Raw genomic sequence first — 23,944 nt, 5'->3', positions numbered from 1 at the left:
GGATCCAGCCCGCGACCCCACCGCATCGTCCATGTCCCCGAACCCCTGTGCCCTAGGCTTGGACCGCTATGGACGACGACGGCATCGAGACTGACGCCTGGGCCGCCGACAAGGGCCCCGGGCCCGGCGCGCCCATCCCCGCGACCGCCGCGTGGCGCGAGGGCGACCACCCCGGGCGCAGGCAGTTCCTGCCGCTCGGCGACCTCCCGCTCGAGGCCGACCCCATGGGCATCCTCCCGGGAGCGGTCCTCGCGTACGAGACCTGGGGCGAGCTGAACGCCGCCAAGGACAACGCCGTCTACATCGCGCACGCGCTCACGGGCGACAGCCACGTGTTCGGCCCCGCCGAGCCCGGCCACCACACGGGCGGCTGGTGGAACGCGATGGTCGGCCCGGGGCGCCCGATCGACCCGGCGCGCCACTACATCGTCTCTGCGAACGTCATCGGCGGCTGCCAGGGCAGCACCGGCCCCGCGTCCCCGCACCCCGAGGACGGGCTGCCGTGGGGCTCGCGCTTCCCGTACGTGACGATGCGCGACATGGTGAGCGCCGAGATCCTCCTGGCTGACCACCTCGGCATCGACAAGTGGCGCCTCATGGCCGGCCCGTCGATGGGCGGCATGCGCGCGCTCGAGTGGGCCGCGATGGTGCCCGAGCGCGTCGGCGCGATCTCGCCCGTGGGCTCGACGGGGGCGACGACCGCGGACCAGATCGCGTGGTCGACCTCGCAGATCGCCGCGATCCTCGCCGACCCGAGGTTCCGCGACGGCGACTACTACGGCGCGGCGGATGGCGACGGGCCGCACGTGGGCATCGGCATCGCGCGCATGATCGCGCACACGACCTACCGCAGCGCGGGCGAGCTCAACGACCGCTTCGACCGCAGCTACCAGGGCGACACGGACCCGCTGGGCAAGGGCGGCCTGTTCTCGGTGCAGTCGTACCTCGAGCACCACGCGCGCAAGCTCGCGCGACGCTTCGACGCGAACACGTACGTCGCCCTCGCGCGCGCGATCCAGTCGCACGACGTGGGCCGGGGCCGCGGCGGCGTCGAGACCGCGCTCGCCCGCTACCAGGACCCCGCGCTCGTGATCGCGATCGACTCGGACCGCCTCTACCCGATGCAGAACTCGCAGCGGCTCGACGCGGCGCTGTCGGGCTCGGACGGCATCAAGGTGGTCCACTCCCCCGTCGGCCACGACGGCTTCCTGGTCGAGGCGGCGCAGATGATCGCCTTCATGGAGGAGTTCGAGCGCACGCTGTAGTCGCGCGGGGCCTCGGCCACGGGACGATGCAGGGGTCCAGGGACGATGCGGTCGCGAGGACGACGCGGTCGCCAGGACGACGCGGTCGCCAGGTGGACACGGCGGTCAGGACGATGCGGTCGCCGGCTAGGCACCGCCGCTAGGCCGAAGCCCCCCTCACGCGAGCTGGGCCTGGGTCGCGCCCGCGGCCTCGAGGGCCGCGGCCACGCCGATCAGCGTCTCCTCCGCGTACCAGGAGCCGACGAGCATCATCCCGACGGGAAGCCCGTCGACCGGCCCGACCGGCACGCTGAGCGCGGGATGGCCCGTGTGGTTGAAGGCACACGTGTTCCGGATGAGGCTCGCGTCCTGCGCGAGCTCGACCGCGGCGAGCCCCGGCGCATCCTCGTCGGGCAGCGGCTTGGCCTGGGATCGCGTGGTCGGCAGAACGAGCACGTCGACGTTCTCGAGCACCGCGTCGTAGTCGGCGCGCAGCGCGAGCGCGAGGTTCTGCGCCTTCGCGTAGTACGAGCCGCCGTACGCGTCCCAGAGGTAGCCGCCCATCCCCATGCAGTACTTGATCGCGGCGAAGAGCTGATCGCCGTGGAGCGAGAGCCCGCCCGCGGCGAGCTGCCCGATCTGCTCGTCGAAGAAGCCCTTGCCCGGCAGCCCGGTCCCCGCGCCGCGCATCATGAACTCGCTCGCGCCCTGGATCAGGATGGCGGCCTGCAGGTCGATCGCGAGCTCCTGGCGCGGGACGCTGACCTCGACGATCTCGGCGCCGAGCGCGCGCATCGCCTCAATGCCCTCTCGCACGGCGACGTCGACGGGCGCGGGCTCGCCCTCGAGGTCGAAGCCCTCCTTGAGGACTCCGACGCGCAGCCCGGTGAGGTCGCGGCGCTCGGCCGCGCCGACATAGTCGCCGACGGTGAAGTCGGCACGCTGGCGGGGATCCCGCCCGGCGTCGAAGCCGGCGATGGCCTGCAGGAGCGCGGCGAGGTCGGCGGAGGTGCGCGCCATCGGCCCCAGGTGATCGGCGCTGACATCGATGGGCGCGGCGCCCGTGTAGGGCACGAGGCCGTAGGTGGGCTTCATGCCGAAGATGCCGGTGAGGCTCGAGGGGATGCGGATGCTGCCGCCCTGATCGGCACCGATCCCGACGTCGACCGCGCCGCTGGCCACGAGCGCGGCCACGCCGCTCGACGAGCCTCCCGCGGACCGCGACGGATCCCGAGGGTTGCGCACCTGACCCGAGGCCGCCGACACCGAGGCCGCCGACATGCACAGGTCCTCGGTCGTGGCGATGCCGGCGATCGTGCCGCCCGCGTCGAGCACGCGCGTGACGACGGTCGCGTCGAACGTCGCGGTGTACCCCTGGAGGATCGCGGAGCCGCCGGTCATCGGCTGTCCCGCGACGGGGACGATGTCCTTGACGACGACGCTGCGCCCGGCGAGTGGACCGGTCGTCGTGTCCGACGCGATCTCGCAGCGCCACACCCACCCGTTGTGCGGGTTCTCCTCGGTGGTCGGCACGCGCCCCGGCGAGCGGGGCACCGACGTGGGAAGCGTCGCGCGCTCGGCTCCGTCGATGCGCTCGAAGGACCGCAGGAGCCCCTCGCCCATCTCGGCGAGCATCGCGCCCTCCGCCTCGGTGAGACTCAGACCGCGGCGAGCCGCCGCGGCGACAACCTGTGAGGCCGACGGGCTGTACAGAACCATGGCTTCTCCTAAGCGCTCGGCGCGTCCATCCGGGTCGCGAGCTGTGCCGCATCGACGCCCGCGAGCGCGTCGGTGAGCGTCGGCACCGCGGCGATGAGGCTGCGGGTGTAGGGCTCCGCGGTGCTCGCGTAGATCTCCTCGGTGTCCCCGACCTCGACCAGGTCCCCGTGATAGAGCACGGACACCCGATCGCACAGGTAGCGGACCACGGACAGGTCGTGCGAGACGAACACGAGCGTGAGGTCGAACCGCTCGACCAGCTCATGCAGCAGGTTGAGGATCTGCGCGCGCACGGACACGTCGAGCGCGCTGACCGGCTCGTCGGCGATGAGCACGGTCGGCTCGGGGGCGAGCGCCCGCGCGATCGAGATGCGCTGACGCTGTCCGCCCGAGAACTGGTGCGGGAACCTGTCCGCGGTCTCGGGGGGCATGCCGACAGCATCGAGCAGCTCGAGCACGCGGGCGCTCGGGTCAGGGTGCTTGGTTGCGATGAGCGGCTCGGCGATGATCTCGCGCACACGCATGCGCGGGTCGAGCGACGCCATCGGGTCCTGGAAGACGAACTGGAGCTTCTCGCGCAGGAAGCCGAGCCTGCGCTCCGGCGTGCCCGAGACCTGCTTCCCCTCGAAGCGGACGACGCCCTCGGTCGGGTCGTCGAGGCCTGCGATGAGCTTGATGAGGGTGGACTTGCCGGAGCCGGACTCGCCGACGATCCCGAAGCGCTCGCCTCGCTTGATCTCGAGGTTGACGTCCTTGAGAGCGTGCACCTGGCGCGCGTTCGGGCGCATCCGCGAGGGCGCGGTGCCGAAGGTGCGGCTCACGCCGTCCACCTCGATGAGGGTCTCCCGCTCGGTCATCGGTCGCCTCCCTGGGTCTCGGTGTTCTCGCTTGACCCGGCGGTCTCGGTGGACCCGGTGTCCTCGCTTGACCCGGCGGCCTCCGTGGAAGCCGCCGCCTCGTGCCAGCACGCGTAGCCGCCGACCTCGGTCTCGATCCAGGCGCTGGAGGCGGTGCCGGGCGCATCGTCCCTGTCCTTGCAGCGCGGGCACTCGCCCCGCCGGTCCTTGTACGCGAACAGGTCGTCGGGGATGGTCGCGAGCCGGCCCGTGGCCGGGTCGACGTCCAGCTCGGACGATGCGAGAAGGGCCTTGGTGTAGGGGTGCCGCGGGTTGCGGAACACCTCTTCGACGGGGCCGGACTCGAGGAGCTCGCCCCCGAACATCACGAGCACCTTCTGGCAGATCGTCGCGACGACCGCGAGGTCGTGCGTGATGAACAGCAGCGCCGACCGGCTCTCCGCGACCTGGGCGTCGATGAGCGCGAGCATGCGGGCCTGCACGGTCACGTCGAGCGCGGTGGTCGGCTCGTCGCAGATCAGCAGCGACGGCGAGTTCGCCATGGCGATCGCGAGCGCGACGCGCTGGCGCTGACCGCCGGACAGCTCGTGCGGGTAGGCGTTCATCGCGCGGGCGGCGTCCGGCAGCTCGACGGTCTCGAGCATCTCGAGCGCGCGGGCGCGGGCCTTGCGGCGCAGCTCGCCGTGCACCGTGAAGGCCTCGGCGACCTGCTTGCCGATCTTCATGGTCGGGTTGAGCGCCGTCATGGGCTCCTGGAACACCATCGCCATGCGGTTGCCCCGCAGGGAGGCGACGCGCGCCTCGTTGGCCTCGACGAGGTCGTCGTCGACGCCCATGAGGCGGATCGAGCCGGACGCCTTGAGCCCCTCGGCGAGGAGACCGAAGACGGCCATCGACGTCACGGACTTGCCGGATCCCGACTCGCCGATGAGGCCGACGCGCTCACCGGGGCCGATCGAGAAGGAGACGTCGCGCACGAGCGAGGTGCGCGGGGTGTCGATGCTGAGCTGCTCGACTGCAAGCACGGGGGCGGACATCAGCGGTCCTCCATCTTCGGGTCGAAGCGATCGCGCAGCCCGTCGCCGAGCAGGTTGAAGCCGAGCACCGCGACGATGATCGCGACCGACGGCCACACGACGAGCAGAGGCTGGCTGAACATGGCGGTCTGTGCCTCCTGGAGCATGCGACCCCAGGTGGGCGTCGGCGGCGGCGTGCCGTACCCCAGGTAGGACAGGCCGGACTCGGCGAGCACCGCGACGCCGTAGCTGACCGACGCCTGGACGATCAGCACGGGGGCGATGTTCGGCAGCACGTGCCGCCACGCGATGGCGAACGGCCCGCGGCGGCTGATGCGCGCGGCGGTGACGTACTCGGTGGACAGCACCTGGAGGGTGCCCGAGCGGGCGAGCCTCGCGAAGGCGGGCGCGGTCGCGATGCCGATCGCGACCATCGCGGAGAAGGTGCTGACGCCGAGGGCGGCGCCGAGGATGATCGCGAGCAGAAGCGCGGGGAACGCGAGCATCAGGTCGATGCCGCGCATGATGAGCTCGTTCGCCCACCGGGGGCCCGCCGCCGCGAGGATGCCGAACGGCACGCCCAGCAGCGCGGCGACGCCGACGGCGATGATGCCGACGTAGAGCGTGGTGCGGGCGCCGTACAGGAGCTGGCTGAACACGTCGCGGCCGAGCGCGTCCGTGCCGAGCAGGTGGCTGAGCGACGGGGTGAGGTAGCGGTCCGGCGTGGTGACCGTGGGGTCGTACGGCGTCCAGATGAAGGACATGAGCGCCATGAGGATGACGAGCCCGACGAGCACCATGCCCGTGATCAGGCTGCCCGACAGCCGGCGGCCGGAGCCTCGACGCCGCGCGGGTGCGGGCGCGGGAACAGATGCGGTGGTCATGCGAGCTGCCTCCTGAGCCGGGGATCGATCACGATGTACAAGAGGTCGACGATGTAGTTGAGCACCAGGATCAGGCACACGATGATCAGCGCGATGCCCTGCACGAGCAGGAGGTCGCGGTTCGCCAGCCCATCGAACAGCAGCGAGCCGAGGCCGGGGATCACGAAGACCCTCTCGACGACAATCGTGTCGACGAGCAGGCCCGCGACCTGGAGACCGATCACGGTCACGACGGGGACGGCCGCGTTGCGGCTGCCGTGCTTGATGAACGCGCGCAGCGGGGTGAGGCCCTTGGCACGCGCGGTGCGGATGAAGTCCTCGCGCATGATCTCGAGGGCCGCCGATCGCACGTAGCGGCTCAGGACGGCGCCCTGGACCAGGCCGATCGACACGACCGGCAGGATGAGCTTGCGCAGGAACTCGGCGGGATCCTCGACGGGGGCGGTCCAGCCGCCGGAGGGCACCCAGCCGAGCCGGACGGCGAAGATGTTGATGAGCAGCAGCGCGGCGATGAAGCTGGGCACCGCGACGCCGAACTGGCTCATGGCGGCGAGCACGGTGCCGCTCGCCTTGCGCTGCCGGACCGCGGCGAGGACGCCGAGCGGCACGGCGATCAGGATCGTGAGCACGAGCGAGGTGCCCACGAGCCATCCGGTGACCGCGATGCGCTGACCGATCTGTTGGGCGATGTCGGCGCCCGTGACGTAGCTGGTGCCGAAGTCGCCCTGGAGGATGCCCCCGAGCCAGTCGAGATACTGCACGACCAGGGGACGGTCGGTGCCGAACTCCTGCTGGAGCTGGGCGACGGCCTCGGGGGTGGCGTTGACGCCGAGCGCGACGGTGGCAGGGTCGCCGGGGAGCACGGCGAGGAGTCCGAACACGATCATCGAGCCGACCAGGGTGCTGGCCAGCAGGATGCCGGTGCGGGAGAGGAGCTTCAGGAGCATGGCTGTCCTTCGCGAGGTTCCGGGGTGGGCCGGGGCCGCCTCCTGGAGGGAGGAGGCGGCCCCGGCTGATCAGCGGGTCAGGACCAGCTGAGGTCGGTCACGTTGAACGACTCGGAGGTGGAGTTCATCGGAAGCCCCTCGAGTCCGGTCACCGCGATGGTGATGTTCGCCTGGAGGTAGAGCCAGTCGCTGACGGCCTCCTCGGACAGGAGGGCGGCGGCCTCGGTCAGGTACTCGACCTGCTCCTCGGCGGTGCCGGCGTCCGCGGCGGCGATGAGCTCCTGGAACTCCTCGCTGTCGTAGCCCCAGTAGTAGTCGGGGTTGGCGTAGGTCGCGAGGTCACGCGCCTCGACGTGGTTGATGACCGACATGTCGAAGTCGTGGCCGGTGAAGACCTGCTCGAGCCACTGCGCGGGGAACTCGAGGATCTCGATCTCGACGTTCAGGCCGACCTGCTCGAGGTTCGAGGCGACGAGCTGCGCGACCTGCTGGGTGTCCGAGTTGGAGGGCACCTGGAAGCGGATGGTCTCGCCCTCGATGCCGGCCTCGGCGATGAGCTCCTTGGCCTTCTCGGGGTCGTAGGGGTACGCGTCGACGAGCGACTCGTCGAACCACGGGTCGGTGGTCGGGACCATCGAGCCGATGAGCTGGCCGTAGCCGCCCGCGACCGAGTCGATGATGGTCTGACGGTCGATCGCGTAGTTCACGGCCTGGCGGGCGGTGACGTCGGTGAAGATGCCCGACGCGTTGTTGAGCGACAGGACCATCTCGGCCGACGTGCCGCCCTCGAGGATCTGGTACTCGGACTCGTCGGAGAACTGGTCGAGCGTGTCGAGCGAGGCGAAGCCGGGGATCGCGTCGATCGAGCCCGACAGCAGCGCGCTGTTCATCGCGTTGGCGTCCTCGATGTACTTGAAGGTGACGGTGTCCATCTCGGGCTCGTCGCCCCAGTAGCCGTCGTTCTTCTCGAGCACGAGCGAGTCGCCGAGGTTGAAGGAGGAGACGACGTACGGGCCGGTGCCGACCGCGGTGGTGGCGAGGTCGTCGACGGCGTCCGGGTCGAACATCGCGCCCACGCGGGTGGTCATGCGGAACAGCCAGTCGTTCGACGGGCTCGACAGCGTCACCGCGACGGTCGTGTCGTCGATGACCTCGACGGAGTCCACGACGTCCATGTAGCTCTTGAGGGAGATGGTCCAGTTGTCGCTCTGGACGTTCTCGATGTTCCACTTCACGGTCTCGGCGGTGAAGGCGTCGCCGTTGGAGAAGGCGACGTCGGAGGCCAGGGTGAAGGTGTAGGTGAGGTTGTCGTCCGACACCTCCCAGCTCTCGGCGAGCAGCGGCTGGATGTCGCCGTTGTCGTCCATCGTGACGAGGCCCTCGTACACGTTGTCGAGGAGCGCCTGGGGGATGGCGGCTCCGTCGGTCGTGGTGAAGTCGAGCGAGGCGGGTTCGGCGCCGAAGCCGATGGTGACCTCGGTGGGGGTCTCCGCGTCGGTCGAGGACGACGAGGAGGTCGAGGTGGAGGCGGCGCCTGCGCTGCAGGCCGCCAGGGTCAGGCTGGCCGCGACGGCCGTGAGGGCCATCGCGATCTTACGTGGGCTGCGGGACATCTCTTCGGGACCTCTCGGTGGAAGGAGCTGGTGCGGTAGCTCGCCGGTCCTAGTGGTAAGACCAGTAAACTATGTGGCATACTACCCACACATTGTTTCCCCCCGATTTCACGAGGTCATCAATTGAGTAAAACCGGTTCGCCGTCGCAGCTGGCAGGCAAGTCGCTGGCTCTTGCGGGCGTCGTGCTGGTCGCGCTCACCCTCCGCACCTCGATCGCCTCGCTGTCGCCGATCGTCGACGCGATCAGGGCGGACCTCGAGCTCGACGTCGCGACGCTCGCGACCCTCGGGGTGCTGCCACCCGCGTGCTTCGCGCTGTTCGGCATGGCCGGCTCACGCCTCGCGGCCCGGCTCGGCCTCGAGGCGACGCTCGTCGTCGCGATGGCGGTCACGATCGTCGGCCACCTCGTGCGCGCGCTCGCGCCCACGATCGCGGTGCTCATCGTCGGAACGCTCCTGGGACTCGCGGGGATGGCCATCGGAAACGTCCTGCTGCCACCGATCGTGAAGCGGTACTTCCCCGATCGCGCGGGCGCGATCACCTCTCTCTACGCGACGCTCATCGCGGTGAGCACCGCGGTGCCTCCCCTCGTCGCCGCACCGGTCGCCGACGCCGCCGGCTGGCGGGTGTCGCTCGGCTCCTGGGCGCTGCTGAGCGCGATCGCCGCGACCCCATGGCTCGCCCTGGTCCGTTCGGGACGCAATGTCAACGAGGACATCGAGCCTGATAAAGCGGCTATCAAGCGCCTGCAGAACGCGATGTGGCGGTCACCGCTCGCATGGTCGCTCGGCGTGATCTTCTCGGTCTCCGCCATGAACGGCTACGCGATGTTCGCGTGGCTCCCCACCCTGCTCACCGAGACCGCAGACCTCAATGCGACCCAGGCGGGCGCGCTCCTGTCGCTCTACGCGGCGCTCGGGATCCCGCTCGCGCTGCTCATGCCGATGCTCACCGAGCGCACCGACGGCGCCGCCTGGCTGCTGTCGCTCGGGATGCTCGCGACCATCGTCGGCAACGCGGGACTCGCGCTCGCACCGAGCGCCGCGCCCGCGCTGTGGGTGGCCATCGCGGGCCTCGGACCGATGCTCTTCCCGGCCTGCCTGACGATGTTCCACCTGCGCTCGCGCACCGAGCACGGCGCCGCGGCGCTGTCAGGCTTCTCCCAGAGCGTCGGCTACGTGCTCGGCCTCGCTGGGCCGCTCGTCGTGGGCGTCCTCTACGAGCACACGGGCACCTGGACAGCACCCCTGGTGTTCCTCAGCGCGGTCGCTCTCCCTGGCCTCGCGGCGACGCTGATCGCGGCCCGACCCACGCGAATCGAGAACGAAACAATGCGTCAGTATGCTGGTCAGACCAGTGCATGAATTGGAGGCGTCACCCATGACGGATCCCACCCAGCTCACCGCCGTCGGCCTCGTCGAGGCCTTCCGCGCGGGGACGCTCGACCCCGTCGAGGCGATCGAGGAGACGCTTGCGCGCACCGAGTCCTGGGAGCCGCGGATCAACGCCTTCTACCGGCTCGAGCCCGAGCACGCCCGCGCCTCGGCCGAGGCGAGCGCCGCGCGGTGGCGCGCGGGCGAGCCGCTCAGCGTCATCGACGGCGTGCCGCTCACGCTCAAGGAGAACGTCGCGACCCAGGGCACCCCGCTTCCGGGCGGCTCCGCGAGTGGCGAGGACAACCCGCCCGCCGCAGAGGACGGCCCCGTCGCCGCGCTCATGGAGCGCGCGGGAGCGGTCCGCTTCGGCAAGACCACGATGCCCGACCTCGGAATGCTCTCGTCGGGCGTCTCCAGCCTGCACGGCATCACGCGCAGCCCCTGGAACCAGGCGTGGACCGTCGGCGGCTCGTCCGCGGGCGCGAGCGCGGCGGCGGCCGCACAGCTCGGACCGCTCCATTCCGGAAGCGACATCGGCGGCTCGGTCCGTCTGCCCGCCTCATGGCTCGGCCTCGTGGGCCTCAAGCCCACGTACGGGCTCGTGCCCGTCGACTCGGCCTACATGGGACGCACGATCGGCCCCCTCACCCGCACCGTCGCCGACACCGCCCTGTTCATGGCGATCGCGACCGGCGCCGACCCCCGCGACCACACCCAGGTGCCCGTCGAGCTCGACTGGATGAGCATCGTCCATGGCGCGTCCACCGAGCCCAGGGGACTGCGCGTCGCGTGGCACGTCGACGCAGGCTGGGGACTGCCCGTGGACCCCGAGGTCGCGGACACGGTGCGCGCCGTCGTCGCGATGCTCTCCGACGCGGGCGCGGAGGTCGAGGAGATCTCGCCGTTCGCGACCGAGCCCATGATGGACGGGCTCGACCTGTTCCTGCGCGCTCGCTCGCTCGCGGACATGGAGCACATGGACCCCGCGAAGCGCGCGAAGGTGCTGCCGTTCGTCATGGAGTGGGCGGAGGGCGCGCGAGGCGTGGACGGCATCCAGGTCCTCGACGGCTACCAGGCGGTGCTGGACCTGCGGCGCACCACGGTCGCGTCGACCCTGCCGTACGACGTGGTCGTCTCCCCGGTCTCCCCTGGCGCAGCGTTCCCCGCCGAGTGGCCGATGCCGTCGAACGCCCCGGCGACGTCGCTGCACCACATCGGCTTCACCGCGCCGTACAACTTCTCGGACCAGCCCGCGGTCACGGTCAACGCCGGCTTCACCGCCGACGGCCGCCCGATCGGCGTGCAGCTCGCGACCCGGAGGTTCGAGGACGTGGCGCTGCTGAGGCTCGCCGCGTGGCTCGAGCAGGCACGACCCGAGACCGCCGACCCGGTGTGGCCCAGTTGATGACCAGTAACGTTCAGCACAGCACGCGGCTCGCGACGATGCTGCAGCCAGGACAGGAGACAGGATGAGTCAGGGAAGCGACTTCCAGGCGGTCAAGACCCAGCGCGCGTACGAGATGATCGTCTCGCAGGTCGAGGACGCGATCGCCGACGGCTCCCTCAAGCCCGGCCAGCACCTGCCCTCGGAGCGCGAGATGATGGAGAACTTCTCGGTCTCGCGTCCCACGGTGCGCGAGGCGCTGCGCGTGCTCGAGAGCATGGGCGTGATCCGCTCGCGCCACGGCGACCCGCGCGGCCCCGAGATCCTCCCACCGTCGGCGGACCTGCTCGTGCGGCCCGTGCGCCGGCTCGTGCGCACCAACAACCTCAACCTCGCCGACTTCCTGCCCGTGCGCATGTCGATCGAGTCCGTCGCGTGCTCGCGCGCCGCGACGCTGCGCAGCGACGAGCAGCTCGCCCGCATGGACGCCGCGATCGCGGTCATGCAGGAGGTCATCGACGGGGACCACACTCCCGAGGCGTTCACCCGCGCGGAGGTGCAGTTCCACGAGGCCGTGTGGGAGGCGGGCCACAACGGCCTCGTCACCCTGATCGGCAAGGTCACGCAGGACCTCATGTTCGAGATGATCCAGTCGAAGCTCAGCTCCGCGACCGACGCGGTCGAGCTCATGCGCGAGTCGCGCGCGCACGACGCCGAGATCCTCGAGGCCATCCGCGCCCGCGACGGGCAGCTCGCGGGAGGCCTCGCGAAGCGCTACATCCTCGAGTACTACGGCGACCACGTGAGCGAGAGCGAGCGCGCGTTGCTGGCCGCCACCCTCTAAGGAGAACCCCATGCCCCTCGATCCCGACATCGCCCGCATCATCGACTGGGTCAACGCGCAGAAGGCCGCGGCCACCGAGCCGCCGACGATCGAGCAGATCCGTCAGCAGATGGCGGACTGGCGCGAGGGCGCGTTCGGGATCGACGTGGTCGAGGGCATCGACACCGAGGACGTCGTCATCCCGGCCTCCGGCGGCCCCGTCCCGGCGCGCATCTACCGCCCCGAGGGCGTGACCCAGCCCTGCCCCACCATCGTCTACGCGCATGGCGGCTCGTGGGTCATGGGAAGCGTCGAGATCTACGACCCGGTCACGCGTCGCATCGCGCGCGAGGCGCGCGCGGTGGTCGTGAGCATCGACTATCGCCTCGCCCCCGAGCACCCCTTCCCCGCCGGCTGGGAGGACGCGCGCGACTCGATCCTGTGGGCGCACGAGCACATCGAGGAGCTCGGCGGCGACGCTGAGGCGGTGGTCATCGCGGGCGACAGCGCGGGCGGCAACTTCGGCTCCTCGCTCTCGGTGTGGGCGCGCGACGCGGGCGTGAAGCTCGGCGCGCAGCTGCTCATCTACCCCTCGTGCGACCTGTCCAAGCGCTACCCGTCGATGGACGACCTCGCGACCGGGTACCTGCTCGAGACCCCGCCGGTCGACTTCCCCGACCGCGCCTACCTCGTGGACCCGGACCTGCGCTGGGACCCGATCGCCTCGCCGCTGCTGAGCGAGAGCCTCGCCGACCTCGCGCCCGCGGTCATCGTCACGGCCGAGTTCGACCCGATCAAGGACCACGGCACCGTGCTGCGTGACGCCTACCTCGAGGCCGGCGTCACGACCGTGCACCGCGAGTACGCGGGCCTCATCCACGGCTTCGTGTCGGCGGCGTCGTCCCCGGCGGCGATGGCCGCGATCGACGACTTCTGCGCCGAGCTCGTGAAGGTGCTCGAGTCGACGCGGGTCTGACTCTCGCGGACGGCGCGGGCTGCCACCGACAGTCCGAACCGATCTCAGCGCGACACGCAGAGCGACACCCCGGCAAGTCCGCGACTCGCCGGGGTGTCGTCTGTGGGAGTGGTTCACACTGTCGGGGCCGAGCCCCGCGTCACACGGCCTTGAGCCACGTCTCCCAGTCGGGGTGGCGGATGATCCCGTCGGCCATGACCAGATACGACGTGCCGAACTTCTCATAGTCGTAGTCGGTGCGCAGCGAGTACGCGTTTCCGATGGCCCAGAGTGAGAACCGCACCAGGATCGCGAGATGCATGAGGTGCATCCGGGCCTCGAGGGACGGCGTCCAGGCACCGAAGTACTCCTCGATCAGCTCTCGCTTGGTCGCTGCCGGGATCGGGTAGTACGAGATCAGCCCGAGCACCTCGTACGAGGGGTCGTTGTTCGCCGCGAACTCGTAGTCGACGAGCTTGAAGGGCTTGCCGGGGGCAACCATCATGTTCGTGTAGTTCGGGTCGTTGTGGCACGGCACAGTGTCGATCCCTGACGCGGACAGCGACCGCGAGGCCCGCCACCACTGCGACATCGCGCGCTCGGCCCAGTCGGGGACCCTCCAGCCGTGCGACGCGAGGTCGTCGAGGGACGCGTCGATCTCGTCGATGAAGGTGCGGGTGAGGCTCAGCGGCGCCGCGCCATGGAAGGTCTTGTACGCCCTGACGACGTCGAAGGCGGCGTCCGTGGTCGACAGCTCGAGCTCCGTGAGGTGGCGGTAGCCGTCGAGGAACTCGGTCGCCTCGATCCCCGTCCCGGGGTCGTGGAACGCGACCGTGGGGCCGATGCCGAGCGCTCCCGCAGCGTGCGAGGCCTCGCGGGCGGTGTCGCGGTCGACGAAGCTGTCGGTGCCCGCGCCGGGGACCTTGAGGAAGTACTGCTCGGCGCTGCCTGGCTCGGTGCTGCCTGGCTCGACACTGCCGGGCACGATCCTGCCTGGCTCGGCGCCGCCGACCACGAGGCGCCAGTTCTCGTTGTTCAGCCCACCGGCCATCGGGTGCAGCTCCAGGGAGCGGCCACGCCAGGGCCACCCGGCAAGCGAGTCGAGCCTCTCAGCCAACAGGGACGATGCGGCGGCCTCGTTCTCGACCGGAGCAGTGGTCTCGTTCTCGACCCGACCGGCGGTCTCGTTCACGACCGGACCGGCGGTCTCGTTCACGACCGGACCGGCGGTCTCGTTCACGACCGGACCGGCGGTCTCGTTCACGACCGGACCGGGGGCCTCGTTCTCCCCCGCGCCCGTCATGCGGCGACCCTCCACGACTCGAGCTCGGGGTCGTGCATCGTCGCGACGGCGTGCTTCACCCGCAGGTTCCCGGTGTGGCTCGCGACGAATCCGGGATTGTCCGCGAGCACTGCGGCGATGCGCGAGATCGCGGCCCAGCGCACGTCGTCGACGAGTCCGAACAGCCTCGCCCGCCGGTACGCGGCCGCGTCCCACCCGCCCCACACGTCCATGAAGAGCTCCTCGGGCGAGCCGAGGTACGGCGCGTACTCCGCGAGCAGCGCTCCGGCGGTGTACGCCGGGTCGACGGCACATGCGAGGGTGCCGCCGACCGCCTGGAGGGATCCGTCGGGCAGGAGCAGAAGGTTGGTCGCGGCGGCGTCACCGAGGCTCGGCACGGCAGCCTCGGTCGCGGTGAGCGCGTCGCGCGAGTCGAGGACCAGGCGCGCGGCCTCGTCGCCGCCGTACGGAAGGGTCGTGCCGAGGTCCGTGAGCACGCCGAGCAGGCGCTCGACCTCGGCCACCGGATCGAGCACGGGCACAGCCACGTCAAGCGCCGCGACGGCACGATGCATCCCCAGGACCCGCCCGATCAGCCCGTGCTCGCGGATCCTCGTGTGGTTGAGCACGATCGCACCCGGTTCGAGGCAGCGCGTCACGAGGTGGCCGGGCTCCGAGGAGACAAGCTCGGGTCCGAGTCCCGCGGACGCGAGCGCCCCGACCAGGTCGGCGGATGCGTCGAACGGCATGACGCGGGCACGGTGCGCACGCGCGAGCCGGTGCACGACCTCGCCCTCGCCGGTCCGCTCGACGTAGACGTGGGTGTTGCCGCCCCACCAGCCGGGGGCGGCGGGGATGATCGGCAGCGCCGTCCACGACGCGGGGACCGTCATGCTCACTCGGCTCCGGTCACGTGGGACTCGAGCAGCGGATAGTCGAGGCTCGTGCCGGCGAGCTGGCTTGCGAGGCGCATCGCCGCGACCACGCGCGCGTCGTCCAAGCGCTGGCCCGCGAGCTGCACCCCGATCGGCATCCCCGCCGACGTGAGTCCGCCCGGCACGACGCCCGCGGGCTGTCCCGTCTGGTTGAACCATGCGGTGAGCTGGCAGTGGTCGATCGTCGAGCGCGCACCCTCGGGTGCGGCGAGCTCCGCGGGGAAGGCCGCGACCGACAGCGCGGGCGTCAGGATGAGGTCGAAGCCTGCGGTCGCGCGCCGCACCTGCTCGCGCGCGCGGTCGAGCCTCGCCATCGCGGTGCCGAGCGCGAGCGCGGACAGGTCGTAGCCGGGCTTCACGAACTCCCACAGCTCGGGGATGAGCCGGCCCCAGCGCTCGAGCGGCGCGCCGTCCATCTCGACGAGCACGCGGTTGCGGAACGTCGCGAGGATCGCGTCCTGGTCCTCGGGGACCAGGCCCAGGTCCGGCATCGTCTCGAGCTCCGCGCCCGCATCGGACATGACCCCCGCGAGGCGCTCGACCGCGGCCCACTCCTCGTCGCCGGTCGGCATCCCGGAGCCCGCATCGCGGACCACAGCGACGCGCAGCCCGGTGAAGGACTCGAGGGCCGCGCCCGGCTCGTAGCGACCGGGCAGGGCGAGCAGGTCGGACGGATCGCTGATCGCGAGCGCCGCGAGCAGGAGCTCCATGTCGTCGATGCTCCGGGCGAGCGGTCCCGGGGTGCGGACCGCGCTCGCGGGGGCGTAGGGGATCCGGCCCTGGGTGGGCTTGAAGCCGAACAGTCCGTGGTGCGCGGCGGGGATGCGGACCGAGCCGCCGAGGTCGGTGCCGACGGCGAGGGGACCGACCCCGGATGCGACGAGCACGCCCGCGCCCGAGCTCGAGCCGCCAGGCGACATCTCCGGGTTCCACGGGTTGCGGACCGTCCCATACGCGCTGCTGAGGCCCGACGCGACCATGCCGAGGTCGGGCATCGCCGTCTTGGCGAAGATCACCGCGCCGGCGTCGCGCAGCCGCGCGGCCGGAGCCGAGTCCTCGGTCGCCCAGATCGGCTCGTGGACCGCGCTTCCGTGACGCCATGGCGTTCCGGCGGCCGGGATGCTGTCCTTGATCGAGACGGGCACACCGTCGAGGGGGCCGCGCTGCTCGCCGGCCGCCCAGCGTGCCGCGCTCTCCGCGGCGGCGCCGCGCGCGGCGTCCTCGTCCATGAAGGCGATCGCGTTGAACTGCTCGCCGGCCTCGCGCGCGACCTCGAGGACGTCCTCGAGGACGTCGACCGGGGTGAGGTCGCCGGAGGCGAAGGCGTCGGTCATCGATGCGGCCGACATGGCCGAGGGTCGGGGCGTGGAGGGCTGCATCCCTCCATTGGACACGACGACCATTTCTGGTCTCTGGTGCGCGTGTTTCACAGGGGTAACTTTCGGGTGCGGGGATCGGACGTGCCCACCTGGAGGCGGGTGCAGGGATCGGATGTGCCCACCTGGAGGCGGGTGCGGTCGGCGCGGAACATGTCCACCGAGGCCTCGACGGGAGCGCCTGCGGCGTCGAAGGCCGTGCGACGGATGATCAGCACCGGGGTGCGGGGCCGGATGCCGAGGTGCCGGGCGACCTGCTGCGACGCGTCTCCCACGTCCACGGTCTCGGTGACCGTCGTGACCTGGGTCGCGTACTCGCTCTCGAGCAGCGCATAGAGCGAGTGGATCGGCGAGTGGTCCAGCAGCCCGGGGAACCGTCGAGGGTCCACGAACATCCGCTCGAGCGAGAGCGGCGCCTCGTCGGCGAACCGCAGCCTCAGCAGCGTGACCGCCTCGGCTCCCACGCGCATGCCGAGCCGGCGCGCGATCTCGTCATGCGGGAGCGGGACGAGTCGTTCGGCGAGCACCTCGGTGCGCGACGTGAAGCCCTGCGCGGCGAGCATCGCGGGCACGCCGTCGGGATTGTCCAGATCCCTCACGACCTTGCCGGGCTGAGGAGCGAACAGCTCGGGAGCGAGCGGCTCCGCGGCGAGCAGATCGGTGAGGAACGCCCCGCCGTTGCGCCCGGTCACGCGCGTGAGCGCGCCGTCGTCGACGAGCCGGTCGATTGCGCGCCTGAGCCGCGCTCGGGATGTGCCGAGCCTCTCGGCGAGCTGCCGCTCGGGCGGCAGGCGGTCGGCACCCTGCACCGTCGCGTCGGCGACGGCCTCGCGAAGGCGCCCCAGCACGTCGTCCTGGTCGCGGGGCGCTGCAAGACGGGCGGCCATGCCCTAGGCCCCCAGCGCCGAGAGTCCCTCGTCGATCGCGGACACCGCCCAGTCGATGTCCTCGCTGCCGAACGCGAGCGGCGGGCGCAGCTTGAGGACGTTGGCGTGCGGACCCGCGGTCGAGGTGAGGACCCCGCGCTCGCGGAGCTGTTCGAGCAGGTCGAGCGCGAGCGCCGAGGCGGGCTCCTTGGTCGTGCGATCGAGCACGAGCTCGAGGCCCGTGAACTGACCCGCGCCGCGGATGTCCCCGATGGCCTCGTGCCGCGTCGCGATCTCGGCGAGGGCCGCGCGGAACTCCGCGCCGACGCGCTTGGCGCGCTCCTGCAGCTCCTCCTCGCGGATCACGGTGAGCACGGCGCGCGCGGCGGCCATCGAGACGGGGTTGCCTCCGAAGGTGTTGAAGTACGGGAGCTGGTCGGTGAACGCACGCAGCACCTCGTCCTTCGCGGCCATGCCGGACACGGGGATGCCGTTGCCCATCGGCTTGCCCATCGTGACCAGATCGGGCACCACGTCGTGGCGCGCGAATCCCCAGAAGGAGTCGCCCGTGCGGCCGAAGCCGGGCTGGACCTCGTCGGCGATCCACACGCCACCCTCGGCGTGGACCAGCTCGATGGCCGGCTGGAGCAGGCCGGGCGCGTCGGCGAAGACGCCGTCGGAGGAGAAGATCGAGTCCGCGAGCACGCCCGCGAACGGGATGCCCGCGGCGCGCATGTCGGCGATCGCGGCGGCGATCCGGTCGGCGAAGACGCGGCCGATGTCCTCGGTGCCCGCGCGGTACGCGTCGGGGGCGTCGACGAGACGCGCCGTCGGGTCGATCGGCTGGCCGCTGCCCAGCGCGGGCGAGTGGCCCGAGGTGAGGGCCGAGGTGCCGTGGTACGACTCGCGCGTGACGATGATGCCCTGGCCGCCCGTGTACTCGCGCGCCACGCGGATGGCGAGATCGTTGGCCTCGGACCCGGTGCACATGAACATGATCCGGTCGAGCGCCTCGGGCATGGTGGCGAGGATCTCGTCCGAGTAGTCGAGGATCGCGGTGTGCAGGTAGCGGGTGTGGGTGTTGAGCTGCTGCATCTGAGCCGTCACGGCCTCGACGACCGCCGGGTGGGCGTGGCCCAGGCTCGCGACGTTGTTGTACATGTCGAGGTACTTGCGACCGTCGGCGTCGAACAGGTACTGCCCCTCGCCTCGGACCAGGTGGACGGGGGTGCGGTAGAACAGCCGGTACGCGCCGCCGAGCACCGCGCGCCGGTCCGTGAGCTCCTTGAGCCCGTCGGGAAGGCCGGCTGCGTCGTCGGCGCGGAAGCTGTTGCTGTCCATAATGGTGGACCTGGTGGACATGGGTACTCCGAGCGGGTGCGGGCGGCTGTGACCTGTCAATGATCGCCCCTCCGGACCGGCACAGCGGCAGGCGCGCGTGTCCGCCCGGTTAAGCCGTGGGCCGCGATGTGAATGGTTTGTTTCGTGGTCCGCGGCCGGCGCAAGCGGGCGCGCAAGCCGGCGCAAGCGGGAGCACGGCCGGCCCGCGGCCGGCACAAGCGGGCACAAGCCGGCGCCCAGCCGACGCGCAGAGCGAGAAGCAGAAGGGGCCCGGTCACCCCACGGCGACCGGGCCCCTGCTGCGTGCGGGATCAGCGCTCGGAGAGCACCTTCTCGATGATCGCGAGGCCGGTCTCGGCCTCGTCCGCCGTGACGACGCACGGCGGCACCACGTGGATGCGGTTGTCGGCGATGAACGGCAGCAGGCCGTGCTCCATGAGCGACTTCTTGATCGCACCCATCTCGGCGGCGGGCAGCGGCTCCTTGGTCTCGGGGTTCGCGACGAGCTCGATGGCCCAGAACACCCCGACGCCGCGCACCTCACCGATGACGTCCAAGCGGGACGCCATCGCGGACAGGCGCGGCCCGATCACGGTCTCGCCGATGGTCGCGGCGTTCTCGACGACGCCCTCGTTCTCCATCGCCTCGATGGTCGCGACGATCGACGCCATCGCGAGCGGGTGGCCCGAGTAGGTCAGCCCGCCGGGGAAGACGCGGTCGTCGAAGGTCTTCGCGATGGCCTCGGAGATCATCACGCCGCCCGCGGGCACGTAGCCCGAGTTGACGCCCTTGGCGAAGGTGATGAGGTCCGGCGTGATCCCGAAGTGCTCGTGCGCGAGCCACTTGCCGGTGCGGCCGAAGCCCGCCATGACCTCGTCGATGATGAGCATGATCCCGTAGCGGCTCGCGATCTCGCGGGCGCCCTGCATGTACTCGGCGGTCGGCATGATGACGCCCGCGGTGCCCGGGATGGCCTCGAGCAGGATCGCGGCGATGGACGACGGGCCCTCGGCGACCACGGTCCGCTCGAGGTGCTCGAGCGCACGCGCCGAGTCCTCCTCGGGCGTAGTGGCCCAGAAGTTCGAGCGGTACGGGTAGGGCCCGAAGACGTGCACGTGACCGGTCGCGTACTCGTTGGGGATGCGGCGCCAGTCGCCGGTCGCGACGATGGCCGCGCCCGTGTTGCCATGGTACGAGCGGTAGCGCGAGATGACCTTGTCGCGACCGGTGTGCAGGCGCGCCATGCGGATCGCGTTCTCGATCGCGTCGGCGCCGCCGTTGGTGAAGAAGATCTTGGTGAAGCCCTCGGGCGCGTGCTCGAGGATCTTCTGCGCGGCCTTGGCGCGGGCGTCGTTCGCGAACGCGGGGCCGATCGTGGCGAGGCGAGCGGCCTGCTCCTGGATCGCCGTCACGACCGCGGGGTGCTGGTAGCCGATATTGACGTTGACGAGCTGGCTCGAGAAGTCCAGGTACTCCTTGCCGTCGAAGTCCCACACCTTCACGCCGGAGCCGCTCGCGATCGGGATCGGCGCGAGCGCCGCCTGCGCGGACCACGAGTGGAAGACGCTGCCGGTGTCGGCGGCGGTGATGGTCGCGTTGTCGCTGGGCTGGATGAAGGGCGACTGGCTCATGAATCCTCCTGGTCTGGGTCCTCTGCGAGGCCCGGTTCTCTGCCCGGCCCGCCTGAGCCGCGCGCCACCGGGCACGCGAGCACCGTCTGCGACGGGCACAGGGACGATGCGGGGGCGGGGACGGACGATGTCTCGCCCTCCGATCCTGCCGTCGCCACGCCGGACGGGCGCTGGCAGATATGGTGATTCCCTTGGTGATCGATCACCACTGACGCTAAGGAGTCCGCGTGCCGACCACGATCAGCACCCTCCTCGAGGACCGCGATCTCGCGCTGAGCATCCTCGTGCCCGGCGACGAGGCCCTTCACGAGGCGCCCCTCGCGTGGGCGCACAGCTCCGACCTGGCGGACCCCACGCCCTGGCTCACCGAGGGCGGGCTGCTGCTCACGGACGGCGTGAGCTTCATGGAGTCCGCGACGCCCGAGGACCTCCGCGCCTATGTCGACCGCCTCCAGGGCGCGCGCATCGTCGCGCTCGGCTTCGCGGTCGGGATCGCGCACGACGCGGTGCCCGAGGCCCTCATCGAGGCGTGCGAGGCCGCGGGCCTGCCGCTGCTGCAGGTCCCCCAGGCCACACCGTTCATGCAGATCATCCGCCACGTCTCGGACGCGATCGCGAAGGACGACCGCGCCCGCCTCGAGGCAAGCCTGGACGCCCAGCGCGCCGTCGCCCGCGCGGCCCTGCGCCCCGACGGCCTGCGCGCGATCCTCACCGAGCTCGAGCTGCGCCTGGGCACGTGGGTCGCGATGTTCGACTCCTCGGGCGAGCGCGTCGAGGTCGCCACGCGTCGCGCGATCCCCGCCGACGCGGCTGGCCCGGTCGCCGAGGCCGCCGCCCGGCTGCTCGCGAAGGGCAGGCCAGGGTCGATGCGCCTGGACGATGCGGGGGTCACCGCGACGCTCGAGACGATCGGCCGCCGCGCACCCCTGCGCGGCGCGCTCGCGGTGGGCACGGCCAAGGGGCTCGACACCGCGGGCGCGGACCTGGTCTCGAGCGTGATCGCGCTCGCAGGCATCGCGCTCGAGCAGTCCCGCACGCTCGACTCGGCGCGCCGCCGCCTGCGGCTCGGCATCCTCGAGCTGCTTCGCTCGGGCACGTTCGACGTCGCCGACTCGACCGCCCGAGCACTGTGGGGAGGCCTCCCCGAGGAGCCGCTCATCGTGACCCTCGCCGAGCCCGGCACCGACGGCGGAGGCCTGCTCGAGCAGCTCGGCGCTTTCGCGGACCGCCACCACGGGCGCATGTTCTTCGCCGAGTGGGAGGACCGCATCGTCATCGTCACCTCGCGCGGAGACGAGACCCTCGTGGGCCCCTTCCTCGAGCGCGCGCAGGCGCGCGCGGGAGCCTCGGGCGCGATCGAGTGGGACGACCTGGACCGCGGCCTCGACGAGTCGGCGCGCGCCCTCGCGAGCACGACCGACGGCCGCCCGTTGGCCCGCTTCCCCGACCTGGCCACGCGCGGCCTGCTCACCTACCTGGAGGAGTCGGGCGGCGAGGCCGTGGCGCATCGTCTGCTCGCCCCGCTCTTGGAGGACCCGGACGATGCGCCGCTCCTCGAGGCCACGGCCGTGTGGCTCGAGCACCTGGGCCAGTGGGATCCGGCGGCGCGAGCCCTGGGCGTGCACCGCCAGACCCTGCGCTCGCGCGTGGGGACGACGGGCCGGCGCCTCGGCCTGGACCTGGACCGCATGGACGACCGCGCGGAGCTCTGGGCGGCGCTCACGCTCCTGCGCCGCACGCCGACGCGCCCCTAGCCGCGGGCGCACACCCGCCCGCACCCGGCCGCCGGCATCGTCTCAGGCCCCACATTCCTCCGTGCGTTGCCCGAGCCCCGGAGCCGGGCCCTGCGTTCCTCCCAGTGCGGCGGGCCCTCCCCGAGACACGAAGAAGCCCGCCGACCGCGGCTGAGGCGCGGTCGGCGGGCGAGTTCCCCGTGGCGTCCGAAAGGGAGTGGGGACGCTGGCTAGTCCGTCACGGGGAAGCCGAGGTTGATGCCACCGTGCGACGGGTCGAGCCAGCGCGTGGTGATCACCTTGAGGCGGGTGAAGAAGCGGATGCCCTCGGCGCCGTGAGCGCGCGAGTCGCCGAACAGCGAGGCCTTCCAGCCTCCGAACGAGAACGTCGCGACGGGCACCGGGATCGGCACGTTGACGCCGACCATGCCGACCTCGATCTCGCGCTGGAAGCGGCGGGCGGCGCCGCCGTCGTTCGTGAAGATCGCGGTGCCGTTGCCGAACGCGCCCGAGTTGATGAGCTCGACGCCGTCCTCGAAGGTGTCGACGCGGACCACGGACAGGACGGGACCGAAGATCTCCTCCTGGTACACGGCCGAGGTGGTGGGCACGTTGTCGATCAGGGTCGGGCCGAGCCAGAAGCCGTTCGGGTCCCCATCCACGGAGATGCCGCGGCCGTCGACCACCACATCGGCGCCGTCCTCGACGGCGGTCGCGATGTAGCCGGCGACCTTGTCTCGGTGGGCCTCGGTGACGAGCGGGCCCATGTCGCAGCCGCGTCGTCCATCGCCGACGCGGAGCCCGGCCATGCGCTCGGTGACCTTGGGGATGAGTTCGTCCGCGACGTCGCCCACGGCGACCACGACGGACACGGCCATGCAGCGCTCGCCCGCGGAGCCGAAGCCCGCGTTGATCGCCGAGTCGGCGACCAGGTCCAGGTCGGCGTCGGGCAGGACCAGCATGTGGTTCTTCGCGCCGCCGAGGGCCTGGACGCGCTTGCCGTGCGCCGTGCCGGTCTCGTAGACGTACTTCGCGATCGGGGTCGAGCCCACGAAGGAGATCGCCTCGACGTCGGGGTGCGTGAGCAGGCCGTCGACCGCGACCTTGTCGCCGTGCAGCACGGTGAAGGTGCCGTCGGGAAGACCGGCCTCCTTCCACAGCGCGGCGAGCCAGTTGGCGGCCGTCGGGTCCTTCTCGGAGGGCTTCAGGACCACGGCGTTGCCGGCCGCGAGCGCGATCGGGAAGAACCACATCGGGACCATCGCGGGGAAGTTGAACGGCGAGATGATGCCGACGACGCCGAGCGGCGAGGGCACCGAGTGGACGTCGACGCCGGTCGAGACCTGCGAGGCGTGCTCGCCCTTGAGGTGCGCGCCGAGGCCGCACGCGAACTCGACGACCTCCTGGCCGCGCGCGATCTCGCCGAGCGCATCGTCCACGACCTTGCCGTGCTCGGAGGTGATGATCTCGGCGAGCTCGCCCTTGCGCTCGTTGAGGAGCTCGCGGAAGCGGAACATGATCGCGGTGCGGCGCGCGAGCGGGGTCTCGGCCCACGCGGGGAACGCGGCCTTGGCGGACGCGACGGCCGCGTCGACGTCCTCCTGGCTCGCGAGCGCGACGTTCTTGGTCGCGACGCCCAGGGCCGGGTCGTACACGGGCGCGGTCCTCGCGCCGGTACCGGGCGCCTCGGCGCCAGAGATCCAGTGGCCGAGGGTGGGCAGGTCGGTGTCGGTCAAGACGGTCTCCTCGATGCGGTGGGGGCGGGGAAGCTTCGATGCATGAACACGCAGCGGTGCTGTCTCGGAACCTAGGCGACCCCGCACGCGCGGGCAGTGGCGCGATTGTCGAACCGGCGCACGGGACTTCACCGGAACCGCCACTGACGGCGCGCACGCACGACGAAGCCCCGGACGGTCGGAGACCATCCGGGGCTTCGTGCGCAGGTATTCAGCTCATGGCGT

At 71.4% G+C, this 23,944-nt stretch carries 19 protein-coding genes; 6 read left to right on the top strand and 13 right to left on the bottom strand.

All coding sequences use genetic code 11. From position 1 onward, the window contains the following. Window positions 1-68 precede the first annotated feature (68 nt). Window positions 69-1,265 carry a homoserine O-acetyltransferase gene (locus B7K23_RS06300; RefSeq protein ID WP_084125507.1) on the top strand — a complete coding sequence of 399 codons (1,197 nt, stop codon included), beginning with the start codon at window positions 69-71 and terminating at the stop codon, window positions 1,263-1,265. A gap of 156 nt (window positions 1,266-1,421) precedes the next feature. On the opposite strand, the gene B7K23_RS06295 is transcribed toward B7K23_RS06300, so the two are convergent. The 6 genes from B7K23_RS06295 to B7K23_RS06270 form a co-directional block, all read right to left on the bottom strand. Further along, window positions 1,422-2,963 carry an amidase gene (locus B7K23_RS06295; protein WP_084125506.1) on the bottom strand — a complete coding sequence of 514 codons (1,542 nt, stop codon included), beginning with the start codon at window positions 2,961-2,963 and terminating at the stop codon, window positions 1,422-1,424. An 8-nt stretch (window positions 2,964-2,971) separates the two neighbouring features. Further along, window positions 2,972-3,820, bottom strand: a complete 849-nt coding sequence (locus B7K23_RS06290) for an ATP-binding cassette domain-containing protein (RefSeq protein ID WP_084125505.1) — start codon at window positions 3,818-3,820, stop codon at window positions 2,972-2,974. Then, window positions 3,817-4,857, bottom strand: a complete 1,041-nt coding sequence (locus tag B7K23_RS06285) for an ABC transporter ATP-binding protein (protein ID WP_084125504.1) — start codon at window positions 4,855-4,857, stop codon at window positions 3,817-3,819. The genes B7K23_RS06290 and B7K23_RS06285 overlap by 4 nt, the downstream gene beginning before the upstream one ends. Beyond that, window positions 4,857-5,720: an ABC transporter permease gene (locus tag B7K23_RS06280; RefSeq protein WP_084125503.1), complete on the bottom strand. Its 864-nt coding sequence runs from the start codon at window positions 5,718-5,720 to the stop codon at window positions 4,857-4,859. Before B7K23_RS06280 ends, B7K23_RS06285 begins: the two co-directional genes overlap by 1 nt. Continuing rightward, entirely contained in the window at window positions 5,717-6,667 is a 951-nt protein-coding gene (locus tag B7K23_RS06275) for an ABC transporter permease (protein ID WP_084125502.1), read from the bottom strand. The genes B7K23_RS06280 and B7K23_RS06275 overlap by 4 nt, the downstream gene beginning before the upstream one ends. Window positions 6,668-6,744: 77 nt before the next feature. Further along, window positions 6,745-8,280, bottom strand: a complete 1,536-nt coding sequence (locus tag B7K23_RS06270) for an ABC transporter substrate-binding protein (RefSeq protein WP_084125501.1) — start codon at window positions 8,278-8,280, stop codon at window positions 6,745-6,747. Window positions 8,281-8,403: 123 nt separating this feature from the next. Here B7K23_RS06270 and B7K23_RS06265 point away from each other — a divergent pair, with 123 nt between their 5' ends. The 4 genes from B7K23_RS06265 (at window position 8,404) to B7K23_RS06250 (ending at window position 12,840) form a co-directional block, all read left to right on the top strand. Then, on the top strand, window positions 8,404-9,645 hold the full coding sequence (locus B7K23_RS06265; RefSeq protein ID WP_084125500.1) for an MFS transporter: 1,242 nt from the start codon (window positions 8,404-8,406) through the stop codon (window positions 9,643-9,645). A 16-nt stretch (window positions 9,646-9,661) separates the two neighbouring features. After that, complete coding sequence (locus B7K23_RS06260; protein WP_084125499.1) at window positions 9,662-11,062, top strand: amidase; 1,401 nt, start codon at window positions 9,662-9,664, stop codon at window positions 11,060-11,062. A gap of 64 nt (window positions 11,063-11,126) precedes the next feature. Further along, the gene (locus B7K23_RS06255) at window positions 11,127-11,885 is read left to right on the top strand and encodes a FadR/GntR family transcriptional regulator (RefSeq protein WP_084125498.1); all 759 of its coding nucleotides are present in this window, start codon (window positions 11,127-11,129) and stop codon (window positions 11,883-11,885) included. Window positions 11,886-11,895: 10 nt separating this feature from the next. Next, entirely contained in the window at window positions 11,896-12,840 is a 945-nt protein-coding gene (locus tag B7K23_RS06250) for an alpha/beta hydrolase (RefSeq protein ID WP_084125497.1), read from the top strand. A gap of 139 nt (window positions 12,841-12,979) precedes the next feature. Here B7K23_RS06250 and B7K23_RS06245 read toward each other — a convergent pair whose 3' ends face one another. The 6 genes from B7K23_RS06245 to B7K23_RS06225 all read right to left on the bottom strand — a co-directional run bounded on the left by B7K23_RS06245 (window position 12,980) and on the right by B7K23_RS06225 (window position 20,250). Next, entirely contained in the window at window positions 12,980-14,122 is a 1,143-nt protein-coding gene (locus B7K23_RS06245) for a choline/ethanolamine kinase family protein (protein WP_143338125.1), read from the bottom strand. Next, window positions 14,119-14,994 carry a hypothetical protein gene (locus B7K23_RS15450; protein WP_143338124.1) on the bottom strand — a complete coding sequence of 292 codons (876 nt, stop codon included), beginning with the start codon at window positions 14,992-14,994 and terminating at the stop codon, window positions 14,119-14,121. Before B7K23_RS15450 ends, B7K23_RS06245 begins: the two co-directional genes overlap by 4 nt. 2 nt (window positions 14,995-14,996) lie before the next feature. Continuing rightward, window positions 14,997-16,415 carry an amidase gene (locus B7K23_RS06240; protein ID WP_159451340.1) on the bottom strand — a complete coding sequence of 473 codons (1,419 nt, stop codon included), beginning with the start codon at window positions 16,413-16,415 and terminating at the stop codon, window positions 14,997-14,999. Window positions 16,416-16,462: 47 nt separating this feature from the next. Beyond that, window positions 16,463-17,299, bottom strand: coding sequence for a GntR family transcriptional regulator (locus B7K23_RS06235; protein WP_084125494.1), 837 nt, complete (start codon window positions 17,297-17,299; stop codon window positions 16,463-16,465). Window positions 17,300-17,302: 3 nt separating this feature from the next. Further along, window positions 17,303-18,640, bottom strand: coding sequence for an aspartate aminotransferase family protein (locus B7K23_RS06230; protein WP_084125493.1), 1,338 nt, complete (start codon window positions 18,638-18,640; stop codon window positions 17,303-17,305). Window positions 18,641-18,930: 290 nt separating this feature from the next. Beyond that, the gene (locus B7K23_RS06225; RefSeq protein WP_084125492.1) at window positions 18,931-20,250 is read right to left on the bottom strand and encodes an aspartate aminotransferase family protein; all 1,320 of its coding nucleotides are present in this window, start codon (window positions 20,248-20,250) and stop codon (window positions 18,931-18,933) included. Window positions 20,251-20,477: 227 nt separating this feature from the next. On the opposite strand from B7K23_RS06225, the gene B7K23_RS06220 reads away from it, so the two are divergent. Further along, window positions 20,478-22,004, top strand: coding sequence for a PucR family transcriptional regulator (locus tag B7K23_RS06220; protein ID WP_084125491.1), 1,527 nt, complete (start codon window positions 20,478-20,480; stop codon window positions 22,002-22,004). A 209-nt stretch (window positions 22,005-22,213) separates the two neighbouring features. Here the strand turns inward: B7K23_RS06220 and B7K23_RS06215 are convergent, their stop codons facing one another. Beyond that, on the bottom strand, window positions 22,214-23,719 hold the full coding sequence (locus B7K23_RS06215; protein ID WP_084125490.1) for a CoA-acylating methylmalonate-semialdehyde dehydrogenase: 1,506 nt from the start codon (window positions 23,717-23,719) through the stop codon (window positions 22,214-22,216). Window positions 23,720-23,944 lie beyond the last annotated feature (225 nt).

It is taken from the genome of Demequina sp. NBRC 110054 (assembly GCF_002090115.1).
GTDB lineage: Bacteria > Actinomycetota > Actinomycetes > Actinomycetales > Demequinaceae > Demequina.
This window is presented reverse-complemented; position numbering and strand designations above follow the sequence as displayed.

What these genes read in the sequence shown, in the direction of transcription:
- B7K23_RS06240 (WP_159451340.1), bottom strand. Translation starts at nt 16,415, where the DNA reads ATGCAGCCCTCCACGCCCCGACCCTCGGCCATGTCGGCCGCATCGATG.
- B7K23_RS06235 (WP_084125494.1), bottom strand. Translation starts at nt 17,299, where the DNA reads ATGGCCGCCCGTCTTGCAGCGCCCCGCGACCAGGACGACGTGCTGGGG.
- B7K23_RS06260 (WP_084125499.1), top strand. Translation starts at nt 9,662, where the DNA reads ATGACGGATCCCACCCAGCTCACCGCCGTCGGCCTCGTCGAGGCCTTC.
- B7K23_RS06300 (WP_084125507.1), top strand. Translation starts at nt 69, where the DNA reads ATGGACGACGACGGCATCGAGACTGACGCCTGGGCCGCCGACAAGGGC.
- B7K23_RS06295 (WP_084125506.1), bottom strand. Translation starts at nt 2,963, where the DNA reads ATGGTTCTGTACAGCCCGTCGGCCTCACAGGTTGTCGCCGCGGCGGCT.
- B7K23_RS06290 (WP_084125505.1), bottom strand. Translation starts at nt 3,820, where the DNA reads ATGACCGAGCGGGAGACCCTCATCGAGGTGGACGGCGTGAGCCGCACC.
- B7K23_RS06245 (WP_143338125.1), bottom strand. Translation starts at nt 14,122, where the DNA reads ATGACGGGCGCGGGGGAGAACGAGGCCCCCGGTCCGGTCGTGAACGAG.
- B7K23_RS06250 (WP_084125497.1), top strand. Translation starts at nt 11,896, where the DNA reads ATGCCCCTCGATCCCGACATCGCCCGCATCATCGACTGGGTCAACGCG.
- B7K23_RS15450 (WP_143338124.1), bottom strand. Translation starts at nt 14,994, where the DNA reads ATGACGGTCCCCGCGTCGTGGACGGCGCTGCCGATCATCCCCGCCGCC.
- B7K23_RS06225 (WP_084125492.1), bottom strand. Translation starts at nt 20,250, where the DNA reads ATGAGCCAGTCGCCCTTCATCCAGCCCAGCGACAACGCGACCATCACC.
- B7K23_RS06230 (WP_084125493.1), bottom strand. Translation starts at nt 18,640, where the DNA reads ATGTCCACCAGGTCCACCATTATGGACAGCAACAGCTTCCGCGCCGAC.
- B7K23_RS06285 (WP_084125504.1), bottom strand. Translation starts at nt 4,857, where the DNA reads ATGTCCGCCCCCGTGCTTGCAGTCGAGCAGCTCAGCATCGACACCCCG.
- B7K23_RS06270 (WP_084125501.1), bottom strand. Translation starts at nt 8,280, where the DNA reads ATGTCCCGCAGCCCACGTAAGATCGCGATGGCCCTCACGGCCGTCGCG.
- B7K23_RS06275 (WP_084125502.1), bottom strand. Translation starts at nt 6,667, where the DNA reads ATGCTCCTGAAGCTCCTCTCCCGCACCGGCATCCTGCTGGCCAGCACC.
- B7K23_RS06255 (WP_084125498.1), top strand. Translation starts at nt 11,127, where the DNA reads ATGAGTCAGGGAAGCGACTTCCAGGCGGTCAAGACCCAGCGCGCGTAC.
- B7K23_RS06280 (WP_084125503.1), bottom strand. Translation starts at nt 5,720, where the DNA reads ATGACCACCGCATCTGTTCCCGCGCCCGCACCCGCGCGGCGTCGAGGC.